At 57.2% G+C, this 24,025-nt stretch carries 19 protein-coding genes and 1 tRNA gene; 5 read left to right on the forward strand and 15 right to left on the reverse strand.

The window, feature by feature from the left end:
- Positions 1-69: 69 nt before the first annotated feature.
- The 12 genes from WCS52_05015 to WCS52_05070 all read right to left on the reverse strand — a co-directional run bounded on the left by WCS52_05015 (position 70) and on the right by WCS52_05070 (position 12,953).
- Positions 70-1,653, reverse strand: a complete 1,584-nt coding sequence (locus WCS52_05015; protein ID MEI6166535.1) for a tyrosine-type recombinase/integrase — start codon at positions 1,651-1,653, stop codon at positions 70-72.
- A 175-nt stretch (positions 1,654-1,828) separates the two neighbouring features.
- Positions 1,829-1,905: transfer RNA gene (locus WCS52_05020), tRNA-Pro, on the reverse strand.
- A 112-nt stretch (positions 1,906-2,017) separates the two neighbouring features.
- Positions 2,018-3,154 (reverse strand): putative lipid II flippase FtsW, encoded by a 1,137-nt coding sequence (gene ftsW, locus WCS52_05025; protein ID MEI6166536.1) that lies wholly within the window; start codon positions 3,152-3,154, stop codon positions 2,018-2,020.
- Positions 3,154-3,999 (reverse strand): LysM peptidoglycan-binding domain-containing protein, encoded by an 846-nt coding sequence (locus WCS52_05030; GenBank protein MEI6166537.1) that lies wholly within the window; start codon positions 3,997-3,999, stop codon positions 3,154-3,156. The genes ftsW and WCS52_05030 overlap by 1 nt, the downstream gene beginning before the upstream one ends.
- A gap of 3 nt (positions 4,000-4,002) precedes the next feature.
- Positions 4,003-5,373: a UDP-N-acetylmuramoyl-L-alanine--D-glutamate ligase gene (murD, locus tag WCS52_05035; GenBank protein MEI6166538.1), complete on the reverse strand. Its 1,371-nt coding sequence runs from the start codon at positions 5,371-5,373 to the stop codon at positions 4,003-4,005.
- Between the two features lie 33 nt (positions 5,374-5,406).
- Entirely contained in the window at positions 5,407-6,507 is a 1,101-nt protein-coding gene (gene mraY / locus WCS52_05040) for a phospho-N-acetylmuramoyl-pentapeptide-transferase (GenBank protein ID MEI6166539.1), read from the reverse strand.
- 4 nt (positions 6,508-6,511) lie between these two features.
- Positions 6,512-7,918, reverse strand: coding sequence for a UDP-N-acetylmuramoyl-tripeptide--D-alanyl-D-alanine ligase (gene murF / locus WCS52_05045; protein MEI6166540.1), 1,407 nt, complete (start codon positions 7,916-7,918; stop codon positions 6,512-6,514).
- Positions 7,915-9,387: a UDP-N-acetylmuramoyl-L-alanyl-D-glutamate--2,6-diaminopimelate ligase gene (locus WCS52_05050; GenBank protein ID MEI6166541.1), complete on the reverse strand. Its 1,473-nt coding sequence runs from the start codon at positions 9,385-9,387 to the stop codon at positions 7,915-7,917. Before WCS52_05050 ends, murF begins: the two co-directional genes overlap by 4 nt.
- Complete coding sequence (locus WCS52_05055) at positions 9,387-11,141, reverse strand: penicillin-binding protein 2 (GenBank protein MEI6166542.1); 1,755 nt, start codon at positions 11,139-11,141, stop codon at positions 9,387-9,389. Before WCS52_05055 ends, WCS52_05050 begins: the two co-directional genes overlap by 1 nt.
- Complete coding sequence (locus WCS52_05060; GenBank protein ID MEI6166543.1) at positions 11,134-11,526, reverse strand: hypothetical protein; 393 nt, start codon at positions 11,524-11,526, stop codon at positions 11,134-11,136. Before WCS52_05060 ends, WCS52_05055 begins: the two co-directional genes overlap by 8 nt.
- 6 nt (positions 11,527-11,532) lie before the next feature.
- Positions 11,533-12,456 carry a 16S rRNA (cytosine(1402)-N(4))-methyltransferase RsmH gene (gene rsmH / locus WCS52_05065; protein MEI6166544.1) on the reverse strand — a complete coding sequence of 308 codons (924 nt, stop codon included), beginning with the start codon at positions 12,454-12,456 and terminating at the stop codon, positions 11,533-11,535.
- 14 nt (positions 12,457-12,470) lie between these two features.
- A complete protein-coding gene (locus WCS52_05070; GenBank protein ID MEI6166545.1) occupies positions 12,471-12,953 on the reverse strand; it encodes a hypothetical protein in 483 nt (160 codons plus the stop codon).
- Positions 12,954-13,280: 327 nt separating this feature from the next.
- Here WCS52_05070 and WCS52_05075 point away from each other — a divergent pair, with 327 nt between their 5' ends.
- The 4 genes from WCS52_05075 to WCS52_05090 all read left to right on the forward strand — a co-directional run bounded on the left by WCS52_05075 (position 13,281) and on the right by WCS52_05090 (position 17,331).
- On the forward strand, positions 13,281-15,110 hold the full coding sequence (locus tag WCS52_05075; GenBank protein MEI6166546.1) for a glycogen synthase: 1,830 nt from the start codon (positions 13,281-13,283) through the stop codon (positions 15,108-15,110).
- A gap of 135 nt (positions 15,111-15,245) precedes the next feature.
- Entirely contained in the window at positions 15,246-15,698 is a 453-nt protein-coding gene (nrdR, locus tag WCS52_05080) for a transcriptional regulator NrdR (GenBank protein ID MEI6166547.1), read from the forward strand.
- A complete protein-coding gene (locus WCS52_05085) occupies positions 15,698-16,321 on the forward strand; it encodes a hypothetical protein (protein ID MEI6166548.1) in 624 nt (207 codons plus the stop codon). The genes nrdR and WCS52_05085 overlap by 1 nt, the downstream gene beginning before the upstream one ends.
- A gap of 44 nt (positions 16,322-16,365) precedes the next feature.
- Complete coding sequence (locus WCS52_05090) at positions 16,366-17,331, forward strand: phosphoribosylaminoimidazolesuccinocarboxamide synthase (GenBank protein MEI6166549.1); 966 nt, start codon at positions 16,366-16,368, stop codon at positions 17,329-17,331.
- Positions 17,332-17,457: 126 nt separating this feature from the next.
- On the opposite strand, the gene WCS52_05095 is transcribed toward WCS52_05090, so the two are convergent.
- A complete protein-coding gene (locus WCS52_05095) occupies positions 17,458-18,066 on the reverse strand; it encodes a hypothetical protein (GenBank protein MEI6166550.1) in 609 nt (202 codons plus the stop codon).
- An 85-nt stretch (positions 18,067-18,151) separates the two neighbouring features.
- Between WCS52_05095 and WCS52_05100 the strand changes: the two genes are divergently transcribed.
- Positions 18,152-19,294, forward strand: a complete 1,143-nt coding sequence (locus WCS52_05100) for a hybrid sensor histidine kinase/response regulator (GenBank protein MEI6166551.1) — start codon at positions 18,152-18,154, stop codon at positions 19,292-19,294.
- 16 nt (positions 19,295-19,310) lie between these two features.
- On the opposite strand, the gene WCS52_05105 is transcribed toward WCS52_05100, so the two are convergent.
- Positions 19,311-20,186: a radical SAM protein gene (locus WCS52_05105; GenBank protein ID MEI6166552.1), complete on the reverse strand. Its 876-nt coding sequence runs from the start codon at positions 20,184-20,186 to the stop codon at positions 19,311-19,313.
- A gap of 67 nt (positions 20,187-20,253) precedes the next feature.
- Positions 20,254-23,880, reverse strand: a complete 3,627-nt coding sequence (gene nifJ / locus WCS52_05110; protein MEI6166553.1) for a pyruvate:ferredoxin (flavodoxin) oxidoreductase — start codon at positions 23,878-23,880, stop codon at positions 20,254-20,256.
- Positions 23,881-24,025 lie beyond the last annotated feature (145 nt).

The following is a 24,025-nucleotide window of genomic DNA, read 5'->3' on the forward strand; positions in this document are numbered from 1 at the left end:
TTGGCACATGTCGAAAGAGTACGCGATACTTTTCGGGAGTCAAGCTACTCGTCTCGAGTTCAAACGCTTTCAGATTTCCGTTTTGGGGAGAAGCGCAAGAATCTTAACGTGATCCTGCTTCCATGTCTTCCCAGTCGAGTTCATGACGATTTCACGGATCTGATCGTCCCGACTCGGCGCCCCACCCGCTGTCAACAATGCGGGCATCGCATCCTGTAGCGCTTTCCTGAAGTCCTCACGCCCTGGCTGGAAGTAGTTCCCCAGCACGACTTCAACAGTTGCATGGCCTGTCACCCGGCGTACTAATTCAATGGCAACGCCTGCTGTCAGCGCCAGCGTAACCCAGGTGGCGCGGAAGGCATGGAAGCCACGCTGGTTTACCTTGTAACTGACCTGTTTTACTTTCCCCTCGTCATCCTTCTTGGCTTCGCCCTCTTCTTTCTTTTGTGGCTTACGAACGGAAGAGCGCCGAACCACCTTAAACCCTACTGCTTCCTCTACCCGTTTCAAATAAAGTGATACCGAGCCTTTTACAATTCCAAGTTCCTGGGCAATCGTGTTGACGGTGCCTCCATTCACGTAGAGGTCAAATACCTTCTTCATAGTCTCTCTGACCTTTGCCGTGTGATCCTTGTCAGTCAGAGCGACCAGCGCCGCCGTACCACGGTCATGTTTCTCCGTATCCGTCAGGGGAGGTGTGCTATCATCATTCTCGTCATCCGTGAATCCGGCCATCCGAAAGACCTTCTTCAGCCTGTGATTGATGCCATCAGGATTCTTTTCGTAAATCTCAGCTGCGTCAGGAAAGCAATAGCTTGATGTCTGTGGCTGGGAAGCAAGTACGTCATAGAGCATTGGAAAGATGGGTATTGAGACAGTGGATCCAGTTTTATTGGTCCTTACCGTGATAAAACGGTTCTGGAGATCCACATCCTTCCACTTAAGCAAGCACACATCCCCTCGACGCATCGCCGTGCAAACTCCCGTTACAATGAGGGGGTAGCAGAAGGGGTCTGTCTTGGAGGTGTCCACGATCTTTTTGAGTTCTTCAGGCGAAAAGGGGATGCGATGTCGGGTGTCTTGTTGCCGAGTCTCAATATCCTCGAATGGGTTCTCGGCCAAACCAGCTTTACGGCGTAATTTCTTGAAAACACTCTTCAGGGTGGATAGCATCTCATTATAAGTGCGACCAGACACCCCACGTGCCGCTTGAGCCACCATGAAATCCGACGCGGCAACGGCCGTCACCTGCCCCATCTCAACAATTCGGGGGTGAGCTGTTGTTAGATAATTCGTAAATCGTTGCAGCACGCTCTCAACCCATTTGAGGTGACCCTGCGTAGGTGTTATACGTCCCGGTAAAGCCGCCCATTCCTTATACATGTCAGCCAACGGCACGGATCCGATGCGGTGACCGGTTTTGATTTGGTGGAGGGTTTGGACCAATGCCTCGGCGCGTTTCTGATCTTGGGGGTCACCGGCGAGCTGTGAGAGCGCAGCCTCCGCCTTGGCGCGGGAGGCCTCAAATCTCCGGTCGCTGGCCTGATTCAGATCCGCCGGTCGCTTACCTTCGATCACAATTCTCAAGTTTTTTACGTGTCTATTGCTATTTTCGTACCAGACACCGTACCACCATTTCGACGTTTTCCGCATCTCAAGTCGCGACATTAGGCACCTCCGCAATGATTTGAATTGCTTTGAATTACTATGCCACAAAACTCGTTTTTAGGCAAATAAACGCCAAACAATTTGCTTTTTTCGGAGTAGTTCGAATAGGAGACACGACAAAGAAAAGTAGTAAAACGCCTTATATTTAAGTGTTTTAAGATGGTCGGGGCGGCGGGATTTGAACCCGCGACCTTTTGGTCCCGAACCAAACGCGCTACCAGTCTGCGCTACACCCCGAAAAAAAGACTGACGGTTATCTGATTTAGAAAAATCCCCGGGAAGGATTATTTTTCTAAACCCCGTCAAAAAGAGGTCAAACACTATCAATGCCCGCTCAGCACGTCAAGTGTTACATCCATCGGGCTTTGTCGCCGACAGCGCGGGTGACCGCACAATCTTCCGGCACCACCCCCTGCCGGGCGATGTTCACCAACACCCCTACGCACATCATGGATACAATCAAACTCGAACCACCATAACTGATGAAAGGAAGCGCAAGCCCTTTGGTCGGCAGGCAGCCAGACACCACGCCGACATTGATCGCCGCCTGCACCGAGGTCATTAACGTAAAGCCAATGCCCAACAGCCGTCCGAATATATCGGGTGCCTGAAAACTGATCACCGCCCCGCACGCTAGAAATCCCGAAAACAGAATCACGACGAGCACCGTTGCCGCCAGCCCCAACTCTTCACCAATAATCGCCAAAATAAAGTCCGTGTGGGCTTCAGGCAGGTAGAAATGTTTCTGAAGGCTTTCCCCCAGCCCAACCCCCCAGACCCCGCCCAGGGTAAAGGCCTGTTCCGATTGTTGGAGATGATACGCCTCCTTGGGATATTTGTCCGGGTCCATAAACGCCAAAACCCGGCCGGCCCGGACAGGGTCATGCATCACTGCCGCCGCAAACACCAGCATCCCCATCAGACCCAGGATAGCGAGGTAGCGTTTCGGACTTCCTCCTGTAAACATAATGGCCGCCCCGACCACACCCAGAAGAACCGTCGTGCCAAAATCAGGTTCAAGAATCACCAGACCTAACATGGGCGCCAACAGGAGAAGCGGCCGGAGGATTCCATCTTTAAAGGTGCGCCCCTGAAGGCCGACCCGCGTCATCCAGGAACTCATCATGATCACCATGGCGAACTTGGCGAGCTCGGAGGGTTGGGTACTGATGGGCCCCACCCGGATCCAGCGATGGCTACCATTGATCTTGGCACCAATCCCGGGAACCAGGACCATGATCAACAAGAGTCCGGAGAACACAGACAGCGGAATCCACCAGCGTTGCCACTGATGATAATCAATCGAAGCCGTCACCACACCCGCCACCGCCGCAGCGACCATCCAGATCAACTGGCGGAAGAGGAAATAGTTCGCGTCCTTGTAGACAGCGTTCCCTTTAACAGAACTGGCGCTGGCCAACATTACGATGCCCAGCGCCAGTAACAAAAGAACGATGCCCACTAATATGGTGGGCGTTTTCCGCATCACTCAACGGGCGGAGGAATCTTCAACGTCTGCCCCGGCTTGACGTCAGGCGAAGACAAATTGTTCAGCGTCATGACTTCTTCAGCCCGGACACCGTACATCATGGCAATGGAGTTCAAATCCTGATTCAACTCCACGACATGCAGCACATCATTTGACTTGGGAGGAATGACCTCGGCCGCAGGCGCCACAGGGGCCACGGCTGCATCCGGAGTCACCGCCGCATCAACCGGAGCCGCTTTTTCTGTTTTAGCGGCCGGAGCGCCGGCAGAACCCTTAGGAAGTTTCAGCTTCTGACCAACCTGCAACCGGTCACTGCTCAAGGCATTGAGCTGCTTGATCGCCTTGCTGGTGGTCTTATGGGCCACAGCGATGCTCCCGATCATATCACCCGCCTTGACCACATAGACATCACCGCTGGCGGTCACCGGAGCGGACTTCACGGCAGCTTTCGCCACCTTCTTGTGAGCCCCCTTGGCCGCAGGCACCGTCGCCGCATCCGCAGCGCTCAGCTCGACATTACCGGGAAGTTTCAACTTCTGACCCACGTGAATCTTGTTGGGATTGGTGATGCTGTTCAACTTGATGATGTCTTTGGTCGACACCTTGTAGCGCTTGGCAATTGAGCCAAGGCTGTCACCCGCCTTGACGACATAGGCTTTGGATTCGACCACGGCTTCAACTTTGGGCTCAGCCTTCACTTCAACCGGTGCCACCACTTCCGTTGTCGGCGGCATCACGACAGGAGTCGTTGGCTCTTCCTTAACACGTGTTGTTCCACAGCCCGCACTGAACATCAAGCCACCCACCACCACTACTGAACCAATAATTCGCGCCTTTTTCACTGCCTATTCTCCTTTTTGTATATCCCGTACAATTCTCGAAAACTGTTCGCCTCTATCTTCAAATCCCTTGAACTGGTCAAAACTTGCGCACCCGGGCGACAATAAAATCACATCCCCGTTTTTCGCGTCCCGCCAAGCTCGATTCACGGCCTCTTTCAAGTCAGCACACACCACACACGCTACATCATTTCTCCAGGCGTCTGCCATGACCAGTGAATATTTCCCGATAATGTAAACACCGAGCACCTTGTTTACCAGTATTTTTTTTACCGGATCCAAATCCTTTTCTTTCAACAACCCGCCCGCGATCAGGCGTACAGGCCCCCGCGTCATCCGCACACCGGCCGACATGGCTGCCAAATTGGTGGCTTTTGAGTCATTGATGAAGGTCACTCCGTCGATTTCCGCCACGGTTTGCATGCGATGAGGCAGACTTTCAAACCCCCTGGCGGCAGCGGTGACGCAGTCCGGCTGGACCCCGGCCCCCACTAACGCCGCCACACAGGCGGCCGCCGTCACCCCCATCACCTCATTGTCAAAAATAGTCCCGCCCACCGGCACCGGCTGATTCAAACTTGCGCCACAAATGCTGCCATTCGCGTAATAAAAAGAGGACTGGGGGGATAGCCCGAAGGTGGACACACGGCACCCGGGGGGCACCGCCGCCCGGATCGGGGCGGGAACGTTCTCGGGAATCACGGCGACCTGCTGAGGCCCCATACACCGGAACAGCCGGGCTTTCATTCCGGCATACTGCTCCATCGTGCCATGTCGATCCAGATGGTTGGGATTGAGATTCAGCAGGATGCCCGCATCGGGCGCAAATTTTTCGACCGCCTCCAACTGGAATGAACTGACTTCAATGACCACCCATTCCGGGGCGGGCTCCAAGCAGGCGAGGGCTGATAAGGGCGTACCATAATTGCCGCCCGGCATCGCGCTGAAGCCGGCCTTCTGAAGGGATTCGCAGCACAATTTGACGAGGGTGCTTTTGCCATTTGAACCGGTGACCGCCAGAATACGGCTCCGGCAGGCACGCCACCCCAGTTCAAGTTCGGAAATAACCGGGATCCCCTTCCCCCTCAATGCCAGTACCCAGGGATCGGTCTCAGCAATGCCCGGGCTGACGACGGCCAGTTCAACCGGACCCTCGGGTAAGCTCCGTGATCCGATCATGACCTCACAGCCTTTTGCGCGCAACTGTTGAGCCTTCTGCTCCAGCCCTGCGCTCATACCGGCATCGGCTACCCGCACTCGCCGCCCCTGTTGCCGTAATAGTTGCGCGGCCGCCTCTCCGCTGGCACCCAGCCCCAGCACCAGCACCACGGGCTCATCTACAGCGGCACTCGAATCACTGGAATTGTTTTTGCTCATTTCTTGAATTAGTGGTGAAGTCTTCTCAGCGAATCACCGGATTTTGAGCGTGGCAATCCCGAGCAGCGCAAACAGGATGGAGAGAATCCAGAACCGGATCGTCACCTGGGTCTCGCTCCATTTTTTCATTTCAAAATGGTGATGGATCGGCGCCATGGCAAAAATCCGTTTTCCGCGCAATTTAAAGGAAGCCACCTGCAGGATCACACTCATGGCTTCCATCACAAATACCCCGCCCACAATGACCAGAACCAGCTCCTGCTTGATCAGGATGGCCACCATGGCCACTGCCCCGCCCAGAGCGAGACTGCCGGTGTCCCCCATAAACACCTGGGCGGGATGGCAGTTGTACCACAAGAAGCCAAGGCAGCCCCCGAGCAGGCACCCGCAAAAAACGGCCAGCTCACCCGCACCGGGGATGTAGGGAAGAAACAGGTATTCCGAGAGGATCCGGTGACCGGCAATATACGCCATCACCAGATACGCCAGGGCCACGGTACTGCTGCACCCGATCGCCAGTCCATCCAACCCGTCCGTCAGATTCACGGCGTTGCTCGCCCCCACCACAATCAGCACCACAAAGGCAATCGCCATAAACCAACCCAGATCCCGGATCACCGGTCCCTTGCAGAAAGGGACCATCAGCTGCAGCACATGCTCCCGTGTTTCGGGAAGCACCAGCATCACGCCGCCGATAATCACCGCCCATAAAATCTGCAACCGGAATTTAGCCCGTGCACTGAGGCCCTTTGCGTTTTTCCCTTTCAGCTTCACCGAGTCATCCAGAAACCCGATGAATCCCATGAAAATAAAGGTCAACAGGGTCAGGAGAACAAACACATTGGTCGGCATCGCCCACAGCAACGTGGACACGGTGACCGAGCCGATGATGAGGATACCGCCCATGGTGGGGGTTCCGGCTTTCAGTTTGTGCAATTCATGAAGGGGCGGCGCCTCTTCCTTCCGGATATATTGCTGCACTTTATACGCGCGGAGCTGGCGGATCACCCAGGGCCCGAGCAGCACACACAATAAAAATGCAGTGGCCGCGCCAAAAAGAGCCCGAAACGTAATGTACTTGAACACCCGCAGTTCAGAAACCCAGCCACTCAAAAATTGCAAATAGTAGAACATGTCTTTAATCCTTAACCGGAGAACCGGACAGTCGCACCACGACCTCATCCAGATGTTTTCCGCGCGAAGCTTTTACCAGTACGGCATCCCCCGGGGCGATACAATTTCTCACTCTTTCAACCGTGGAGTCCAGCGTCTGACAGGACTGAACCCGATCCGCAGGAAACCCTTCGGCCACCGCGCCAGCGGCAATGTGTGCGCCCAGCGTGCCCACTGTGATCAGGCCCGCCCAGCCGCCCCCTGCCAGGAAGCGACCCAGGGCCAGATGTTCCGCCACGTCCGTTGGGCCCAATTCAAGCATATCGCCCAATACCAGCCACTTCCGCCCCGCCACGGCCAGTTCCCTGAAGGTGCCTATGGCCGCCCGCATACTGACCGGATTGGCATTGTAGGCGTCATTGATAAAAGTCACCCCGCCCGCCTCCGTCTGTTCCCAGCGCATGGGCGGGCCCACAAACCGCTCAAACGCGGCCGCAATCCGGTCCCAGGCCACGCCGAAACCGCGCGCTACCGCAATGGCCAGCAGGGCATTACTGCGGTTATGCCGCCCCGGGAGGGAAAGCCGGAAATCATGAAGGCCCCCATCGATGCCGTCTTCCACCCGGCAGGCCCCGGTCGCTCCATCACTGGAGACCAGCCGGTAGTCGGCCGCCACGTGAGGATGGATGGTAGTGGTGACCACCCGCCCGGGGGCACAGGCCCGCAACTGGGCCGCATGCGGGTCATCCTGACTGAGCACGGCGGTTCCGCTGGCCGGCAGATGTTTGATCAGTTCGCTTTTTTCACAGGCGATCGCTTCCACGGACGCAAAGAATTCAAGGTGGACGGGCCCCACATTGGTAATAACGCCCCAATCCGGACGGGCGATGGCGCAGAGCGGTGCCATCTCGCCGGGATGACTGATCCCCAACTCCAGCACGGCGACCTGGCAGTCCGGCGCGATCGCCAGAATACTCAGCGGAAGCCCGATCTCGTTGTTCCAGTTTCCCTTGGTGCGGGCCGTTGAATGCGTTTCCGACAGGAGGCAGGCGATCATCTCTTTCACGGTCGTTTTACCGGTACTGCCCGTGACCCCCACCACTGACAGCCCCAGTTTGACGCGATATCCGGCCGCCAATTCCTGTAAGGCGCGCCCGGGATCCTCCACGACGAGCAGGGGAACGTCCAGCGCCTGAAGGCCGGCCAGCCGCGAGCGGGACACCAACGCCGCCACCGCACCGGCCTTTACCGCCTGCCCAACAAACTCATGACCATCAAAACGCGCCCCGCGCAGGGCGACAAACAAGGCGCCCGGCGACACCTTTTTCGTATCGTGGACCACCGCCAGAATTTTTCCAGGAAGACGGGGAACCCATTGGCCCCCGCACCAACGCGCCAGCTCTTCGGGATCGAATGCGACCATGGAACTCATCCATCCATTTCCTTTAACGCTTTTTTCACCACCATACGGTCATCAAACAGGATCTGAACTCCAGCGATCTCCTGTGTGGCCTCATGCCCTTTTCCGGCAATGATCACGACATCCTTGTCCCTCGCCACCGCCAGTGCCATGGCAATGGCCTTGGCGCGATCTTCAACCACCTCATAATTCGTGACACGCCCGAACCCGGCGCACACCTGGCTGATAATCGTCAGCGGATCTTCATCCCGGGGATTGTCCGAGGTGACAATGGCGATATCCGCAAGTCGTGCGGCCACCGCGCCCATCAAGGCCCGCTTGCTCTTATCCCGGTTGCCCCCGCAGCCGAACACCACGATCAGCCGCCCTTCAGTAAACCCTCGCGCCGTTTCCAGCACATTGGCCAGGGCATCATCCGTATGCGCATAATCCACGAACACCCGCCAACCACGATTCACAGGGATCTCTTCCAGACGTCCCGGCACCCTCACGCGCGCCGCCAACGCCCTGATCAGGGTGGCATCATCCAATTGCAATACCCGTCCGGCCGCATAGGCCCCCAGCACATTCTGCAAATTAAAACGGCCCAACAGGGGGGTCGTCAGTTCACTTTCACCCCAGGGGGTGTTCACCCGGCAGACGCTGCCTGTGGCCCCGAAATGCGGATCGACAGCCTGCACCATCGCGCCCGGTTCGATACCGAACGTCACCCTTTCTGCACGGATCTCCGGATCCTCCGCCAGTTTCCGCCCCCAGGGATCGTCATGGTTAATGACCGCCACACCCGGTTTCTTCCCGCGGCCGAGCCCAATGAACAACCGGCGCTTGGCTTCGTAATAGCGCTCCATGGTCTGATGGTAATCCAGATGATCGCGCGTCAGATTAGTGAAGATCGCCACATCAAAATCAACCCCCGTCACCCGTTGCTGATCCAACGCATGGGAGGACACCTCCATGGCCACGCTATGGCAGCCGGCCCGGACCATCTGGCTCAGATAATCCTGGACTTCCAGGGCTTCCGGCGTGGTCCGGCGGGCGGGAATAATCCGTGTGCCGATCTCATAGTGAACCGTCCCGATCAGCCCCGGGATGCGCCCGACCGATTCCAGAACATCCCTGACCATGAACGCCGTAGTCGTCTTGCCATTCGTGCCGGTAATGCCGACGACCGTCAGCGCGCCACTGGGATGCCCATAGAAGGCATCGCAAATCTCCGCCAGCGCCTGTCGGGTGTCCTCCACTTGAATCTGGGTGACCTCCCGCGAGGAAAGCCGGGAATGCGAGGTCACCACCACGGACGCCCCCCGCTTGACGGCGTCCTCCGCATATTCGTACCCGTCACAATGCGCGCCGGGAATCGCCACAAACAGCATGTCGGGCGTCACCTGCCGGGAGTCATACGCGATCCCGGCCACTTCCCGCTCGGGATTTCCCCGCACCGCCAGAGGCTTCACTTTCTTCAAGAGTTCGGATAATTTCATCAAAATGTCTCACTGGGGCCATCCGCATGAATGGCATTGGACAATGGGGTCACCGGCGCCGTTGGAATGAGACCCAGATAGCGCACGGCCTGCTCGGCCACTTCCCCAAAAACCGGGGCAGACACCGCTCCGCCGGTATGCAGGGGTTGCGGCTCATCAAACACCACGATCATGCCGATCTCCGGCTTGTCGGCCGGTATAAAACCGACGAAAGAGGCCATGTAATCGGTTTCTGAATAATGCCCGGAGATAGGCTTCTGGGCGGTGCCGGTCTTTCCCCCCACGGTAAACCCATCCACCCGCGCCTTGATCCCGGTCCCCCCCTCCTCGCAGACCCGGGCCAGCAAGCGCCGCATCAGGGCGGCGGTGTCGGGCCGGATCGGGCGGGAAACCACCTGTGGCTGGCGGCGCAGCAGGACCGTTCCATCATCCGCGATCACTTCCTTAACCACATAGGGCTTCATCAACATTCCGTCATTGGCAATGGCGCAGAGCACGCCCAGCATCTGGAGTCCGGTGACCGCCACGCCCTGACCAATGGCGATACGACTGGAACTGATGGGGGTCCACTTTTGGACCTGGGCCAGGATCCCGCCCTCCTCACCCGGCAGATCGAGGCCTAATTTGCTTCCGAGTCCAAAACTTCGCAGGTAGCGATCCATCTTCACATCACCCAGCATGATGGCGATTTTGGCCGCTCCGATATTGCTCGATTTTTTCAGGATATCCGCGACATTCAGCTGTCCATAGGAATGATAATCCCGCAACACTTTCCCAAGATAGAGCCACCGCCCATTTTCGGTGTTGAAGATCTGGTCCGGTTTGACAATTCCCTCATTCAAGGCCGCCGCAATCACGGATACCTTGAAGGTTGAACCGGGCTCATACACATAGCCAATGGCACGATTCAGTTTTTGCGGGTCGGTCGCTTCGCGGAATTTGTTCGGATCAAATCCAGGCCGGCTGACCATCGCCAGGATTTCCCCCGTCTTCACCCGCTCCATGATGGCAAACGCCGCCCTGGACCGGTTCCGCTCCATCGCGGCATCAATGCTTTTCTCAAGCATATATTGAAGATTCTGGTCAATCGTGAGCACCACATCTGCCCCGCTCTTGGAGGGAATTTCCTGTGTCCTGCGCTCCACCATTTCACGGCGGCGCCCATCCAGACGGCTTTCAATCAGGCCGGGACTACCCTTTAATAATTTTTCCATGGCCAGTTCAAGCCCGCTCGAACCGACCCCCTCGTGGTTGGCAAATCCCAACACATGACACAACATCATGTTCTGGGGATACGACCGGATGGCCGCATCGCTCATATGAACCCCCGGCAGCTTGAGCTTTTCCACCGCCTCGGCCTTTTCGGACGAAACGTAACGGGAGATCACCGCAAACTGACTGTTGGATTTGTTGATGTGGGGCAGAACTTCTGCCATATCGATCGGGATCAGGGGGGCAAGCATCGTCAAGGTGGTCCCCACCCGGTTGCTGGTCATCAGCAGGGAGGGGTCAACCCAGATATCCTTCACGCCCACATTGAGCGCTAAAATGCCCGCCGAGGGACTTCCATCCAGAATCCGGCCACGCGGCACGGTCAGCGTCTGCTTGAACGTTCTGGTTTTGGCGGCGGTGGCCTGGATATGATTGCCCCCGCCAAGATGAAGAAACGCCAGCCGCCCCACCAGGACCGTCATCACCAGGCCCAACAGGACCAGAATGACTGCGAATCTGGCAGACCCCTGTGGCTCAGTCATTCATGACAACCCTGTTATTCCTCGCCACCCGGGCCATCGGCCGGGATTCAAACCCATGAAGGGTATCGAGGGAACCATCGTACCGGACGCGGACAATCTGATCACGACCGGGCCAGGTCATCACCAGCCCATGGACTTTCAACGCCTGCTCAAGGCTGGACGGCGACTGCATTTTCGCCCACTCACACTGCTCCCGCACCACTTGATCACGCAACCGGTCGCGCGCCGCCTCAAGGCCGCGGATCTCACGCCCCAGCGTCTCGGTCCGGGATTGAAGGCAGACATAAACCAAGGCAAAGCCAACCAATACCAGCAGGAGCGCCACGAGCGGAACCGGAACGGGGAATTTTGCCTGACCTTTTTTCTTATTTTTCTTCGTTAACATCTCGTGCTACTCCTTTCGCTCCGCGATACGCAACTTGGCTGATCGAGCGCGGGGATTTCCCCGGCATTCCTCATCCGTCGCCACCACAGGCTTTCGGGTTAAAATCGTCATTTTCGGAAGAGCGCCAACCCACTTCGCCCCACCTTCAGGAAGAGATTCCATCCGTCCCTGATGTTCCACAAAAAATTGTTTTACAATCCGATCTTCAAGACTATGGAAGGTGATGACGGCCATTCTGCCACCCACTTTCAATATCCGTAGTCCGGCCTCCAGGCCCGCCTCCAGCGCTTCCAACTCGCCATTCACCGCGATCCTGAGCGCTTGGAAGGTCAACGTTGCCGGGTGAATCCGTCCACGCCGCCCACCGTAAATCTCCATCACCAAATCAGCCAACTGACCGGTTCTCCGGAACGGAACCGCTCCCCGCTGCCCAACCACCTTGTGCGCAATCGCCCTGGCCCGAGGCTCTTCTCCGTAGCGCCTCAACACCCGCACGAGTTCCTCCTCCGGCAGCGTGTTCAACAGATCGGCCGCCGTCACGGGCGCCTCCAGATCCATCCGCATATCCAAAGGCCCCTCCCGCATGAAGCTGAAACCCCGGTCCGGATCATCCAACTGATCCGAAGAGATCCCGATATCCAGCAAAATGCCGTCCACCTCTTTCAGACCCAGTCCCGTGACCACCTCATCCATCTTCGCAAAGCTCGACTGAACCAGCGTGCAGCGTGATGCCACGTCACCCAGCTTCTGCTGCGCCCGCTCCAACGCTCCGGCATCCCGGTCCAACGCCACCACCCGTCCCTGGGGTCCTACGGCCTCGGCCAAAGCGGCGGAATGCCCGCCCGCCCCCAACGTCCCGTCCACCACGATACTGCCGGGACGCAGCGCCAACCCCGTCACCACCTCAGCAAGCAATACAGACAGATGCATGTGACTCTTCCGGATTAGAAGCCAACATAACGCGCCGCTTCACCCAGATCAGCGGGTCCGGTGGAGCCCACCTGCTTCCACAATTCCGGATTCCACAATTCAAAGTGATCAAATGCCCCGACCAGAGTGACCTGGTCGGTGAGCTTGCCCTGCTCCAGCAGGCTGTCATTGATACGGATGCGCCCGGCAGAATCCCAGGGAGCCAATTGGGATTGAGAACCCAAAATTCGGGCAAATTGACGCGCCTTCACATCCGCGACGGAAAGGTTCCGGATCTTTTGCAAACGCTGAATCATTTCGCGCGCGGGATACACGCTCAGGAACATCCGTCCCTCAAGATCAGGCAGCACATACAACCCGGCCGACAGCCCGGCACATTCGCGCCAATCAGACGGAATGGTCAGTCGTTTTTTGGGATCCAAGGAATGGGTGTAGGTCCCCATGAAGAGGCCCTGCGCGATCCCTAATATTGATTCTTTATTTTCTTCTGACTGCACTTATGCCCCACACCTATGTACTCTTGCCACACAATACACCACTTCGCCCCACCCAACGTCAAACATTTTCGTCGTTTTTTAAGGCATTTAGGACTGTTTTAGTCGCCGAACAAGGACTTCTGGAGGAAGTTTCGACAGAATGAACAAAATAAAACAAAATGCTATGGGGTAAGTAAAGGCCTCAAATTCCATTTTGAACATTGTGTTCATTCTGTCGAAACTCCTGTTTTTTCTAAAAAATTAGATGCGTCGGCCCTGAGGATTTGGGTTGCCTCTGATGAATGTGGAGTGTAGAAGGTACGAGGCTAACAACTAGTGAGGTATCTGATGTCCAAGCATATTGATTCTAATGTTTCTCACGAATCTGCCGCGTCAACACAACCGTTGCTTTTCGAAGTCGCGTGGGAAGTGTGTCAACAGCTCGGCGGAATCTATACCGTCATCCGTTCCAAAGTCCCCAGCATCGTGGAGCAGTGGGGAAACCGATACTGTCTGATCGGTCCCTACAATCCGCAAACCTCACAAACTGAATTCGAAGAAATCCAGCCCACCGGTTTTTTCGCGGATGTCCTGCGCCTCCTCAAGGAACAGGGGATCGAGGCGCATTACGGCCACTGGCTGATTACCGGGCGACCGCGCGTCCTGCTGCTCAACCCCACTTCCGTGCAATCGCAAATGGGCTTCATCAAGTACCTGATGTGGGAGCATCACAGCATTGCAATGAATGACGATCCGCTGGTCGACCAGGTCGTTTCATTCGGCTACACCGTCGAGCAGTGCTTCCGGGCCATCACGAAAGTCCAGACCAACAAACGCCAGATCATCGCCCATTTCCATGAATGGATGGGAGCCTCCGCGATTCCGGAAATGCGACGCGCGAATCTTCCTATCTCCATCGTGTTCACCACGCATGCCACCCTGCTGGGCCGGTATCTGGCGATGAACGATCCCTGGTTTTACGATCATGTGCCCTACGTGGACTGGGTGGCCGATGCCCGCAAATTCAACATCGAGGCGCAGGTCCGGCTGGAGCGGGCCGCGGCCCATGGCAGCCATGTGTTCACCACCGTCAGCGACATCACCGGCTACGAGTGCGAACATCTGTTGGGCCGCAAGCCCGACGCCCTGCTCCCCAACGGCTTGAATATTGAACGCTTCGTGGCCCTGCATGAATTCCAGAATCTTCACCGGGTTTACAAAGAGAAGATCAACGAGTTTGTGGTCGCCCACTTTTTCCCGAGTTATTCCTTTGACCTGGACCGTACCCTTTACTTTTTCACCTCAGGGCGGTTTGAGTACCGGAACAAGGGCTTTGACCTGACCATTGAATCACTGGCCCGGCTGAATTTCCGGATGAAACAGGCCGGCACCAACCAGACCATTGTGTTCTTCATCATCACCCGCAAGCCGATCCGCTCGATCAATGCCGAGGCGTTACGCCGGCGCGCCATGATGCAGGAAATGCAGGACGATTGCCGCGCCATCTCCAACCAGATCGGCGAACGACTGTTCGTGGCCGCCTCCATGGGCAAATTCCCGGACATGGATGAACTGGTGGATGATTACTGGCGCCTGCGCCTGCGCCGCCTGATGCATGTCTGGAAAAGCAAGAGCATGCCCTCCATCGTGACCCACGACCTGATGGATGACCGCAACGACGAGGTGCTCAATCAACTCCGCTCCTGCCAGTTGTTCAACCAGCCCGGCGATCCCGTCAAAGTGGTGTATCACCCCGACTTCGTGACCACCAACGATCCGCTCTTCGGCATGGACTACGACCAGTTTGTGCGGGGTTGCCATCTGGGGATCTTCCCCAGCAGCTACGAGCCCTGGGGCTATGCCCCGCTGGAATGTGCCGCATTGGGGCTTCCTTCCATCACCAGTGACCTTTCGGGATTCGGCACCTATCTGGCCCAGAATATCGAGAACCATGACAAGGACGGCTTGCACGTGCTTGACCGGCGGTTCAAGTCGTTCGACAGTTCGGCCAACACGCTTACGAACCAGCTGTTCAACTTCATGCAGATGGACCGCCGCGAACGCATTAATCAGCGCAACCGCGTCCAGATTGCCTCGGAACACTTCGACTGGCACAACCTTGGCCGCTACTATTCCCAGGCCTATCAGATGGCATTGAAAAATAGCGGCGGGGCCTGAGCCCGGCCAAGAGGTTGCGACAGAGCGCAACCCTCCATTGGAATACCACCCCTGTCAGTCCGGTCTGTTTCCGCCTGTTGACCGGCCTGCTTTTTTTCCTTACTATGTGCGCCCAACAACAATTCAAGGTGATATATGCGTTGTCCGCGATGCGGTCATAGTGAAGACAAGGTAATCGATAGCCGGGCCTCCCGTAATGGCGACGTCATCCGCCGGCGTCGGGTCTGCGTGAGTTGTGAACACCGGTTCACCACCCGTGAAGAAGTCGTCAAGGTGGCCCTTCACATTATCAAGCGGGATGGCCGCCACGAGGAATTGTCGCGCGAAAAGTTGATCAATGGCATTGCCCGCGCCTGCGAGAAGCGCCCGGTCAGCATGGAGGAGATCGAGACCATCGTCGACAATATCATCACCGAGCTGGGCAATGATTTCGAACGGGAAGTGACGAGTGACATCATCGGCGAAAAGGTGATGGAGCGGCTGGAAAAAATCGACGAGGTCGCCTATGTGCGGTTCGCTTCCGTGTATCGGCGCTTCAAGGATGTAAACCAGTTCATCAACGCCATTCAGGGGATGGTTACGCGCTGATGATCTGGCAGGATTCCAACGTCACCGGAACCACGCGCGAAAAAATTGCCGACCGCCTGCTGACCGATGTCCCCACCCTATGCGGAAACCCGGCACTGGCCTCACATCTCCCACTGGCTGAAGCCGCACAGGGGGTCGCCCTGTATCTGGATCAAATTGAAGTCATTCCCGAAGAACTGGATCCCCGCCAGTCCCGCGAGTTGCTGGCACATGCGCTGGACGCGGCCGGTGAAGGAGACTTGGCCAGGCGGATCCGGCTATTCGGCAACCGGGTCATTTATCCCGCCTCCTGGATCGCCTGTGGCGGGGAAACCGTATGGGTCCTGGATACGCGCCAGCTCATCACCTCACGGGATGCGGGCATGGAAATGATTTTTTTCGAGCGCATCCGGATTGTCCTCGCCACCTTTGCCGATGTCTGGGATGCCACCTCCGGCCGGGGATTCCTGGGACTCAAAGGCATGGAGGTGAGCGCCACGATCATCCTGGGCGCCGCCGCCACCCCGCGTTCCGTACGCCCCCTCACGTTGGAGTTCCGCGCCCTGGCCGCACGGCACCTTGACCATTTCCGCACCCGGCGCGGCTGGGAAGTGGCCCCGGCCATCCTGACTCTGCTTGCCTGATTCACTAGTCCTGAGTATGATCCTAAAAAAAGGAGAAAGTAACCATGATCCCGGAAGACCGCATCAAAGCTGAGATTAAGAATACGCTGAATGAAACGAATTTTCCCGGCTTGGGGGAACGGCTTCAGGGCAAGGTCCGCGAAAGTTATCTTCAAAAGGGCCAGCGGATTATCGTCACGACCGACCGGGTGTCCGCCTTTGATTGCATCATCGGCACGATTCCCTTCAAAGGCCAGGTCCTGAATCAGTTGGCGGCCTTCTGGTTTGAAAAGACCAAGGACATTATTCCCAACCACCTGATCTCCATCCCCGATCCGAACGTCATGATCGTCCATGAATGCGAACAGCTCCCGCTGGAGTTCATTGTCCGCGGCTACATCACCGGGGTCACCAAGACCTCTGCCTGGTACAACTACGAACGCGGGGTCCGGTATTTCTGCGGCAACACGCTGGCCGAGGGGTTGAAAAAAGACCAGAAGCTGGACCGGCCCATCCTCACCCCGACCACGAAACATGAGAAGCATGACCGCCCCATCTCCCGCGAGGAGGCGATTCAGGAAGGCCTGATTGATGCCGAGACCTATGATGCCGCTGCCGCCCTGTGCTTCAAACTTTTTGATGCAGGCGTCAAACATGCGGCATCGCAGGGGCTCATTCTCGTCGATACCAAATACGAAATCGGCAAACTGAACGGGAAATTAGTGGTTTCGGACGAAATTCACACACCTGACTCCTCACGCTACTGGTTTGCCGATACCTATGAAGCCCTGTTCAAGGCAGGCAAAGAGCAGCGCAAAATTGACAAGGAATACATCCGGGAATGGCTTGTAGCGCAGGGGTTCCGAGGTGAAGGGACACCGCCGGAACTCACCGAGGAAGTCCGTGTGGAAGCCGCCAAACGGTACATTCAGGCGTACGAGCAGGTCACGGGGCAGGAATTCACGGTCACCGACGAACCGGTGGCCGCACGGATCGCCAATAACATGAGGCGGGCCGGCTGCCTGAAATAAGCGCCGAACGCGCGGTCGCCAAAGGTGGCGTTTGCCGTCCCCGGCGAACGATTGAACGCCCATGACTGTTAATCAGCCGCCGGGACGGCGGCTGCCACCTGAGACCGGGATCACATGGGGATGGGCTTATTGTGCCAGCAGGCCATCCATCTGGTCCAGGCAGATTTGGGACCAGGTTTCCATGCGGTCATACATGGCTTTGAGCTCACTGACTGTGCGGAAGCCTGACTCCGTGATCACACCTTCCCGCTTGAACACGTCTGCCGAGGGCGAGCGCAGGATATGAATGACCCCCAGATGAACCCGGCCGACCGGGGTTAAATCGTCATTGAGCAGGGCCACCACCTTATGGGTGTAGCCCGGGGGAATCGACACTTCCTCCTCCAACTCCCTGATGGCGGCCCGATCATAAATATTATCAAACAAGTCCAGATCCTGGTTGTTCATATGGCCGCCGATACCAAGGGACGCCTTCGCCACCAACCGCTCCTCGCCGGATTTCTTTCCGCGGACATAACACCAGATCCGGTCGTCATGGCAGATGAGGAAGTACGGGATCAACTGCTTCAGGGAGTCGTCCTGCTCTGCCTTATGGCGGGGAACAAAGCGATAGTTCTTTGGGCTCAACAACTCCGGCAGGTACCGGTCCGTATCCAGCGTCAGCCCTTGAAACATGCCAATCCGCTCGACCAACGCCCGCTCCACCACCAATACTTCTTCAAGATCCTTGTTCATAGCCGGTGATGCTAGCACAGCCGCGGGAGGGGAATAAACAGGAAATCATTGGCGACCCGATTATTTTCAGTTATTCTACCCTTATATGGCACCCGAGCAAGAGCATCACGACGCGGCGGATATTCTCATTGTGGATGACACCCCCGCCAACCTTCAATTTCTGGCATCCATGCTGAAAATGAAGGGGCACAAAACACGGGCCGCCCTCAATGGGGAACTGGCGCTTCAGGCGATTAAAAATAAGGCACCCGACCTGATCCTGCTGGATGTGCATATGCCCGACATTGACGGGATTGAAGTCTGCCGCCGCATTAAAGCGGACCCCCTCCATGCTGATATTCCTGTCATTTTTGTTAGCGGGGAACTCGAAGCCATCAACAAGGTCAAGGCCTTCTCTTCCGGGGGGGTTGATTACATCACCCGTCCTTTTCAAATTGACGAGGTGCTCTCCCGGGTTTCCATCCATCTTGACCTGAGAAAACAGCGGGAGCAGTTACGGGATACCATGCGGCGCATGCAGGAACTGGAGCAGTTACGCGACAGCCTCATCCACATGATTATCCATGACCTCAGGAATCCCCTGTGGAGCATCGAAAGCTATCTTGAGCTCATCAAGACCGAGGAGGCGGTGCGGCGCTCACCTGGCATCGTCACCTACCTCAATGAGGCGCGGGTCCAAACGAGCCATATGATCGACATGATCAACTCCATTCTGGATGTCAACCGGATGGAGAGCGGCAACATGACGCTCTCCCTCACGGCCTGTGACCTCATCGATTTATGCCGTCAGGTGATCCAGAGCATGGAGCCGCTTCGCCGGTCTCGCACCCTGACGTTGGAGACGGCGGCGCCGGTCATCACCCTGATCGATGTCAGCCTGATCCGGCGCCTGCTCACCAATCTCCTCGCCAACGCCATCCGGTCAACCCGGGAGGAGAGCGGTCAGATCACTCTGAGCATTCAACAGGCACAGGGGTTCATCCGGATTAATGTTTCGGACAATGCCCCTGCGATTCCTGATGAGGAGCATGACGCCGTTTTCTCCAAATATGCCCAGGCCCATTACGCCATCAGTGGCACAGGCCGTTATGCGCCCGGCCTTGGACTGCCCTTCTGCAAACTTGCGGCCGAAGCGCACGGAGGGCGTGTCGGCCTCGCCGCCAAACCTGATTCCGGAAATATCTTCTGGGTTGAACTCCCCATCTCCGGTCCGCCTGTTCAGGTATAAAAACTCAACAGGCGCCTCACAACCACAAAGGGGTATGGCCGGGGGTATGGCCGTCGAGGGCCCCGGAGGCTATCAGGGCGTCAAGTTCGGCGGTCAGCCGGGCCTTATCCCGGTTCAAACGGGCTTCCAGCGGGATGGGATTGGATGTGTGATTGGCGCGGAAAATCGTATGGGTGAGTTCCAGGTGCCCAACGAGCAACCGCATTTCCTGCACCACCTGCAACTCGGTCAACGGCTGGAAACGACGGGCCACCACCTCATCATGCAACCCGGTCCCGGGGACGGGGACCACCCGGAGTGCTGAAAGCAGGCGCGGTTGCATCCGGTTGAGCGCCAACGCGGTCTCCACGGCATGCGGGCGCGTGCGTTCAAGACCGCCTAAGCCGAGTAAAATCATCACGGACAATTTCAGTCCCGACGCCTGAGCCAGACGCCCGGCCTCAACCATTCCCTCGGACGTCTCGCCTTTATTCACGCGGCGCAACGTCTCCGCGTCTCCGCTTTCCAAGCCCAGATAAAGCGTATGAAGCTTCAGGGCACGGAGGGCTCGCAGCTCCTCCTCCGTTTTATCCATAATTCCCCTACCTGTGGCATAGACATTCACACGGGCCAGCAGTGGGAAATGGTTGGCGAGCTCACCGAGGATTGCTTCAAGCTCCCCGAACGGGCGCCGCATCACATCGCCATCCGCCAGAAACACCCGATTGACATCAGGGGCCGCACGCGCTTCCGCCCCAATCATTTTCCGGAGGTCTGCCAGGGACCGGCGCTGATACGCCACATGCTTGTACATACCACAAAAAGTGCAGCCATTATAGGGGCACCCCTGATCCACTTGAAGGATCAGGCTGCCCGCCTCTGCAGGGGGCCGGAACTGGGGGTGATTGAGCATATCAATAAAAAGGGAGCCCTGATTTCACTCAGGGCTCCCTGACTCATCTTCTCATTTACCGACTCACTCAGGCCTTGGGCGCAGGTGCCGCAATGGTGCCCGAACAGGGTTCCATGGCCGCCAGCTTGGTGAGCATATCGTACTTGGCCAGCACCTTCTTATCAACAATGGCCATCAGCGCCTTTGCCTGTTCAGGAGCCATCTGCTTCAACACACGGAAGCGATTCTCCTTCATGGCATGCTCACTGAAGGTCATGGTCGGGGGCTTGCTGTCCAGAGAGAGCGGGTTCTTGCCCTGCTCCGTCAACTCGGGATTGTGCCGGTACAGCGGGAAGTGAGCCGAATTCACGGCATCCTTCTGGCCCTGCATGCCCGAGGTCATATCGATGCCGTGCGCGATACAATGGGAGTAGGCGATGATGATCGCAGGCCCGTCATACTGCTCGGCTTCCATGAACGCCTTGACGCACTGGCCGGGATTGGCACCCAGTGACACCTGTGCCACATAGATGTTCCCATAGGTCATCGAGATCATGCCCAAGTCCTTCTTCATGGTGGGCTTGCCGCCCGCCGCGAACTTGGCCACAGCCCCCATCGGGGTGGACTTCGACGCCTGGCCACCGGTGTTGGAATACACCTCGGTATCCAGAACCAGCACCTTGATGTTCTTGCCTGAAGCCAGAACGTGATCCAAGCCGCCGTAACCGATATCGTAAGCCCAACCGTCGCCGCCCACGATCCAGACCGATTTCTTAACCAGGTAATCGGCCAGTGAGGCCAATTGGGCACACAGGTCGCACGGACACGCCGCCAGCTGTTTCTTCAGCACCACCACACGGGCGCGCTGGTCTTCGATTCCAGCCTGACTGGACTGATCGGCCGCCTTGATGGCCACCAACAGATCCTTGTCAATCTTGGCATCGCCACAGGCACCGCCGAGGATCTTCTCCACTAATTCGAGTGCGAATTCGTTGAACTTGTCAACGGTCAGCCGCATGCCAAAGCCGAACTCGGCATTGTCCTCAAACAGTGAGTTGGCCCAGGTCGGTCCGCGTCCATCCTCGCGCTTGGTATAAGGCGTGGTAGGAAGATTGGCGCCATAGATCGAGGTACACCCCGTCGCGTTGGCGATATACAACCGGTCCCCGACCAGCTGGGTCAGCAACTTGATATAGGGCGTCTCGCCGCAACCTGCGCAGGCACCGGAGAACTCAAACAGGGGCTTCACAAACTGACTGCCCTTGATGGTGTCCTTTTTGTAAAGCTTGGTATCGGTCTCGGGCAAGGCGAGGAAGAACTTGAAGTTATCCGCCTCATTTTCGCGCAGGGGCAGCTGGGGCACCATCATAATGGCGCGCTTGCCTGTCTCCTGTTTCGTCACCTTGTCGCGTTCGCGACCCGGGCAGTTCCAGACGCAGGCACCGCAGCCCGTGCAATCTTCAGGAGCCACCTGCACCGTGAACTTCAATCCGGCAAATTCCTTCCCCTTGGCCTCGCAGGACTTGAACGTCTTGGGCGCCTTGTCCAGATTCTTGGGATCGTAGGCTTTGACGCGGATGGCCGCATGCGGGCACACCAGCGAGCACTGGGCGCACTGGATGCAGAGGTCCGAATTCCACTCGGGAATCTCCACCGCAATATTGCGCTTCTCGTACTGGGTCGTTCCGGTCGGCCAGGTCCCGTCGATGGGCATCTGACTGACAGGCAGGGAATCGCCCTGCTGCTTGATCAGGGTCGCCGTGACGGTTTTGACAAACTCCGGGGCATCCGCAGGCACCACCGCCGGCATCTTGAGTTTCCCGGCCACCTTGGCGGGCACTTTCACTTCTTGCAGCGACGCCACCGCGGCATCCACGGCCTTGTAGTTCGACTGGACGACCTCTTCACCCTTGCGGCCGTAGCTCTTCTTGATCGCCTTCTTCAGCCCGTCAATGGCTTCCGCCTGGGGCAGGACGTTGGAGATGGCGAAGAAACAGGTCTGCATGAGCGTATTGATGCGCGCACCCAGGCCGAGTTCAGCCGCGAGTTTGTTGGCGTCAATGACGAAGAATTTAACTTTCTTATCAATGACCTGCTGGGCCAACTCATCGGGGAGATGGTTCCAGACCTCGGTCGCACTGTAGGGGCTGGCCAGCAGGAACGTGGCGCCCTGCTTGGCATTGGCCAGCATGTCGTACTTCTCCACGAAGGAGAAGTTGTGACAGGCCACAAAGTCCGCCTTGGTGCACAGGTACGGGCTCCGGATGGGGCCGGGTCCGAACCGCAGATGGGAGACGGTAATCGTACCGGCCTTCTTCGAATCGTACACGAAATAGCCCTGGGCCGAGTAGTCGGTGTCGTCGCCGATGATCTTGATCGAGTTCTTGTTGGCACCGACGGTACCATCCGAGCCCAGACCGTAGAACATCGCCTCGAACCGGCCCTTGTGATCCAACTGGAACGTCGGGTCAAACGGCAGACTGGTGTGGGTCACATCGTCGTTGATGCCGATCGTGAAGTGATTCTTCTTCGCCCCGCTCAGGTTGTCGAAGACCGCCTTCACCATGGCCGGCGTGAATTCCTTGGAGCCCAGGCCGTAGCGACCGCCGATGACCAGCGGATAGAACTTGCTCTGCATGAGCTTTTCGCTCTGTGCCTCGCCAATCGCGGTGCGGACATCTTCATACATCGGCTCGCCAATGGAACCGGGTTCCTTGGTACGGTCAAGCACGGCAATGGAGTGGGCCGTGGCGGGAAGGGTCTTGACGAACTCCTTGATGTCCCAGGGGCGGAACAGACGCACCTTGAGCACGCCCACCTTCTCGCCCTTGGCCACAAGGTCTTCGACGGTCTCATGAACCGTCTCGGCACCTGAGCCCATGATCACAATCACGCGCTCGGCATCGGGAGCACCGATGTAATCAAACAGTTTGTACTGACGGCCGGTCAGCTTGGCAAAATCATCCATGGCCTTTTGTACAATGCCCGGGCAGGCGTCATAAAACTTGTTCACCGTCTCACGACCCTGGAAATACACGTCGGGGTTCTGCGCGGTACCGCGAATCCGGGGACGGTCCGGGGTCAAGGCGCGCTCACGGTGCTCGAAGACCATTTTGTCGGTCACCATGGCATGCATCACGTCATCCGAGAGGGCCTGAATCTTCTGGACTTCATGGGAGGTGCGGAAGCCATCGAAGAAGTGGACAAACGGCACGCGGGAGTGAAGGGTTGCGGCCTGGGCGATCAGGGCAAAGTCCTGGGCTTCCTGCACACTGGCGGAGGCCAGCATGGCGAACCCGGTCTGTCGCACGGCCATCACGTCGGAGTGATCACCGAAAATGGACAAGCCCTGGCAAGCCAAGGAACGGGCGGTGACGTGGAACACGGTACTGGTGAGTTCACCGGCAATCTTGTACATGTTCGGGATCATCAGGAGCAAGCCCTGTGAGGCGGTAAAGGTCGTGGTCAATGCCCCGGTGGTCAACGCCCCATGGACGGCACCACTGGCGCCCCCTTCAGACTGTAATTCGGCAACCTGGGGAATGGTCCCCCAGATGTTTTTGCGGCCGGCGGCGCTATACTCATCAGCCCACTCACCCATCGCAGAAGAGGGGGTGATCGGATAAATTGCGGCAACCTCATTCGTCGCATGGGCGACATTCGCCACACCCTGGTTACCATCGACCATGATCATGTTTTTCTTAGAATCAGCCATGACACACATATTCCTTTCAAGAATTATGGCGGGACAATTTATTCACCCCACCCGTTCATCCATTCGTTAACAAAAAAACGAATAGAGAATACGATGGCGGCCCCTTGGTTTCAAGCCTTTTCATGTTTTCGTCTACAATTTCGTC

Source organism: bacterium, assembly GCA_037128595.1.
GTDB lineage: Bacteria > Verrucomicrobiota > Kiritimatiellia > CAIKKV01 > CAITUY01 > JAABPW01.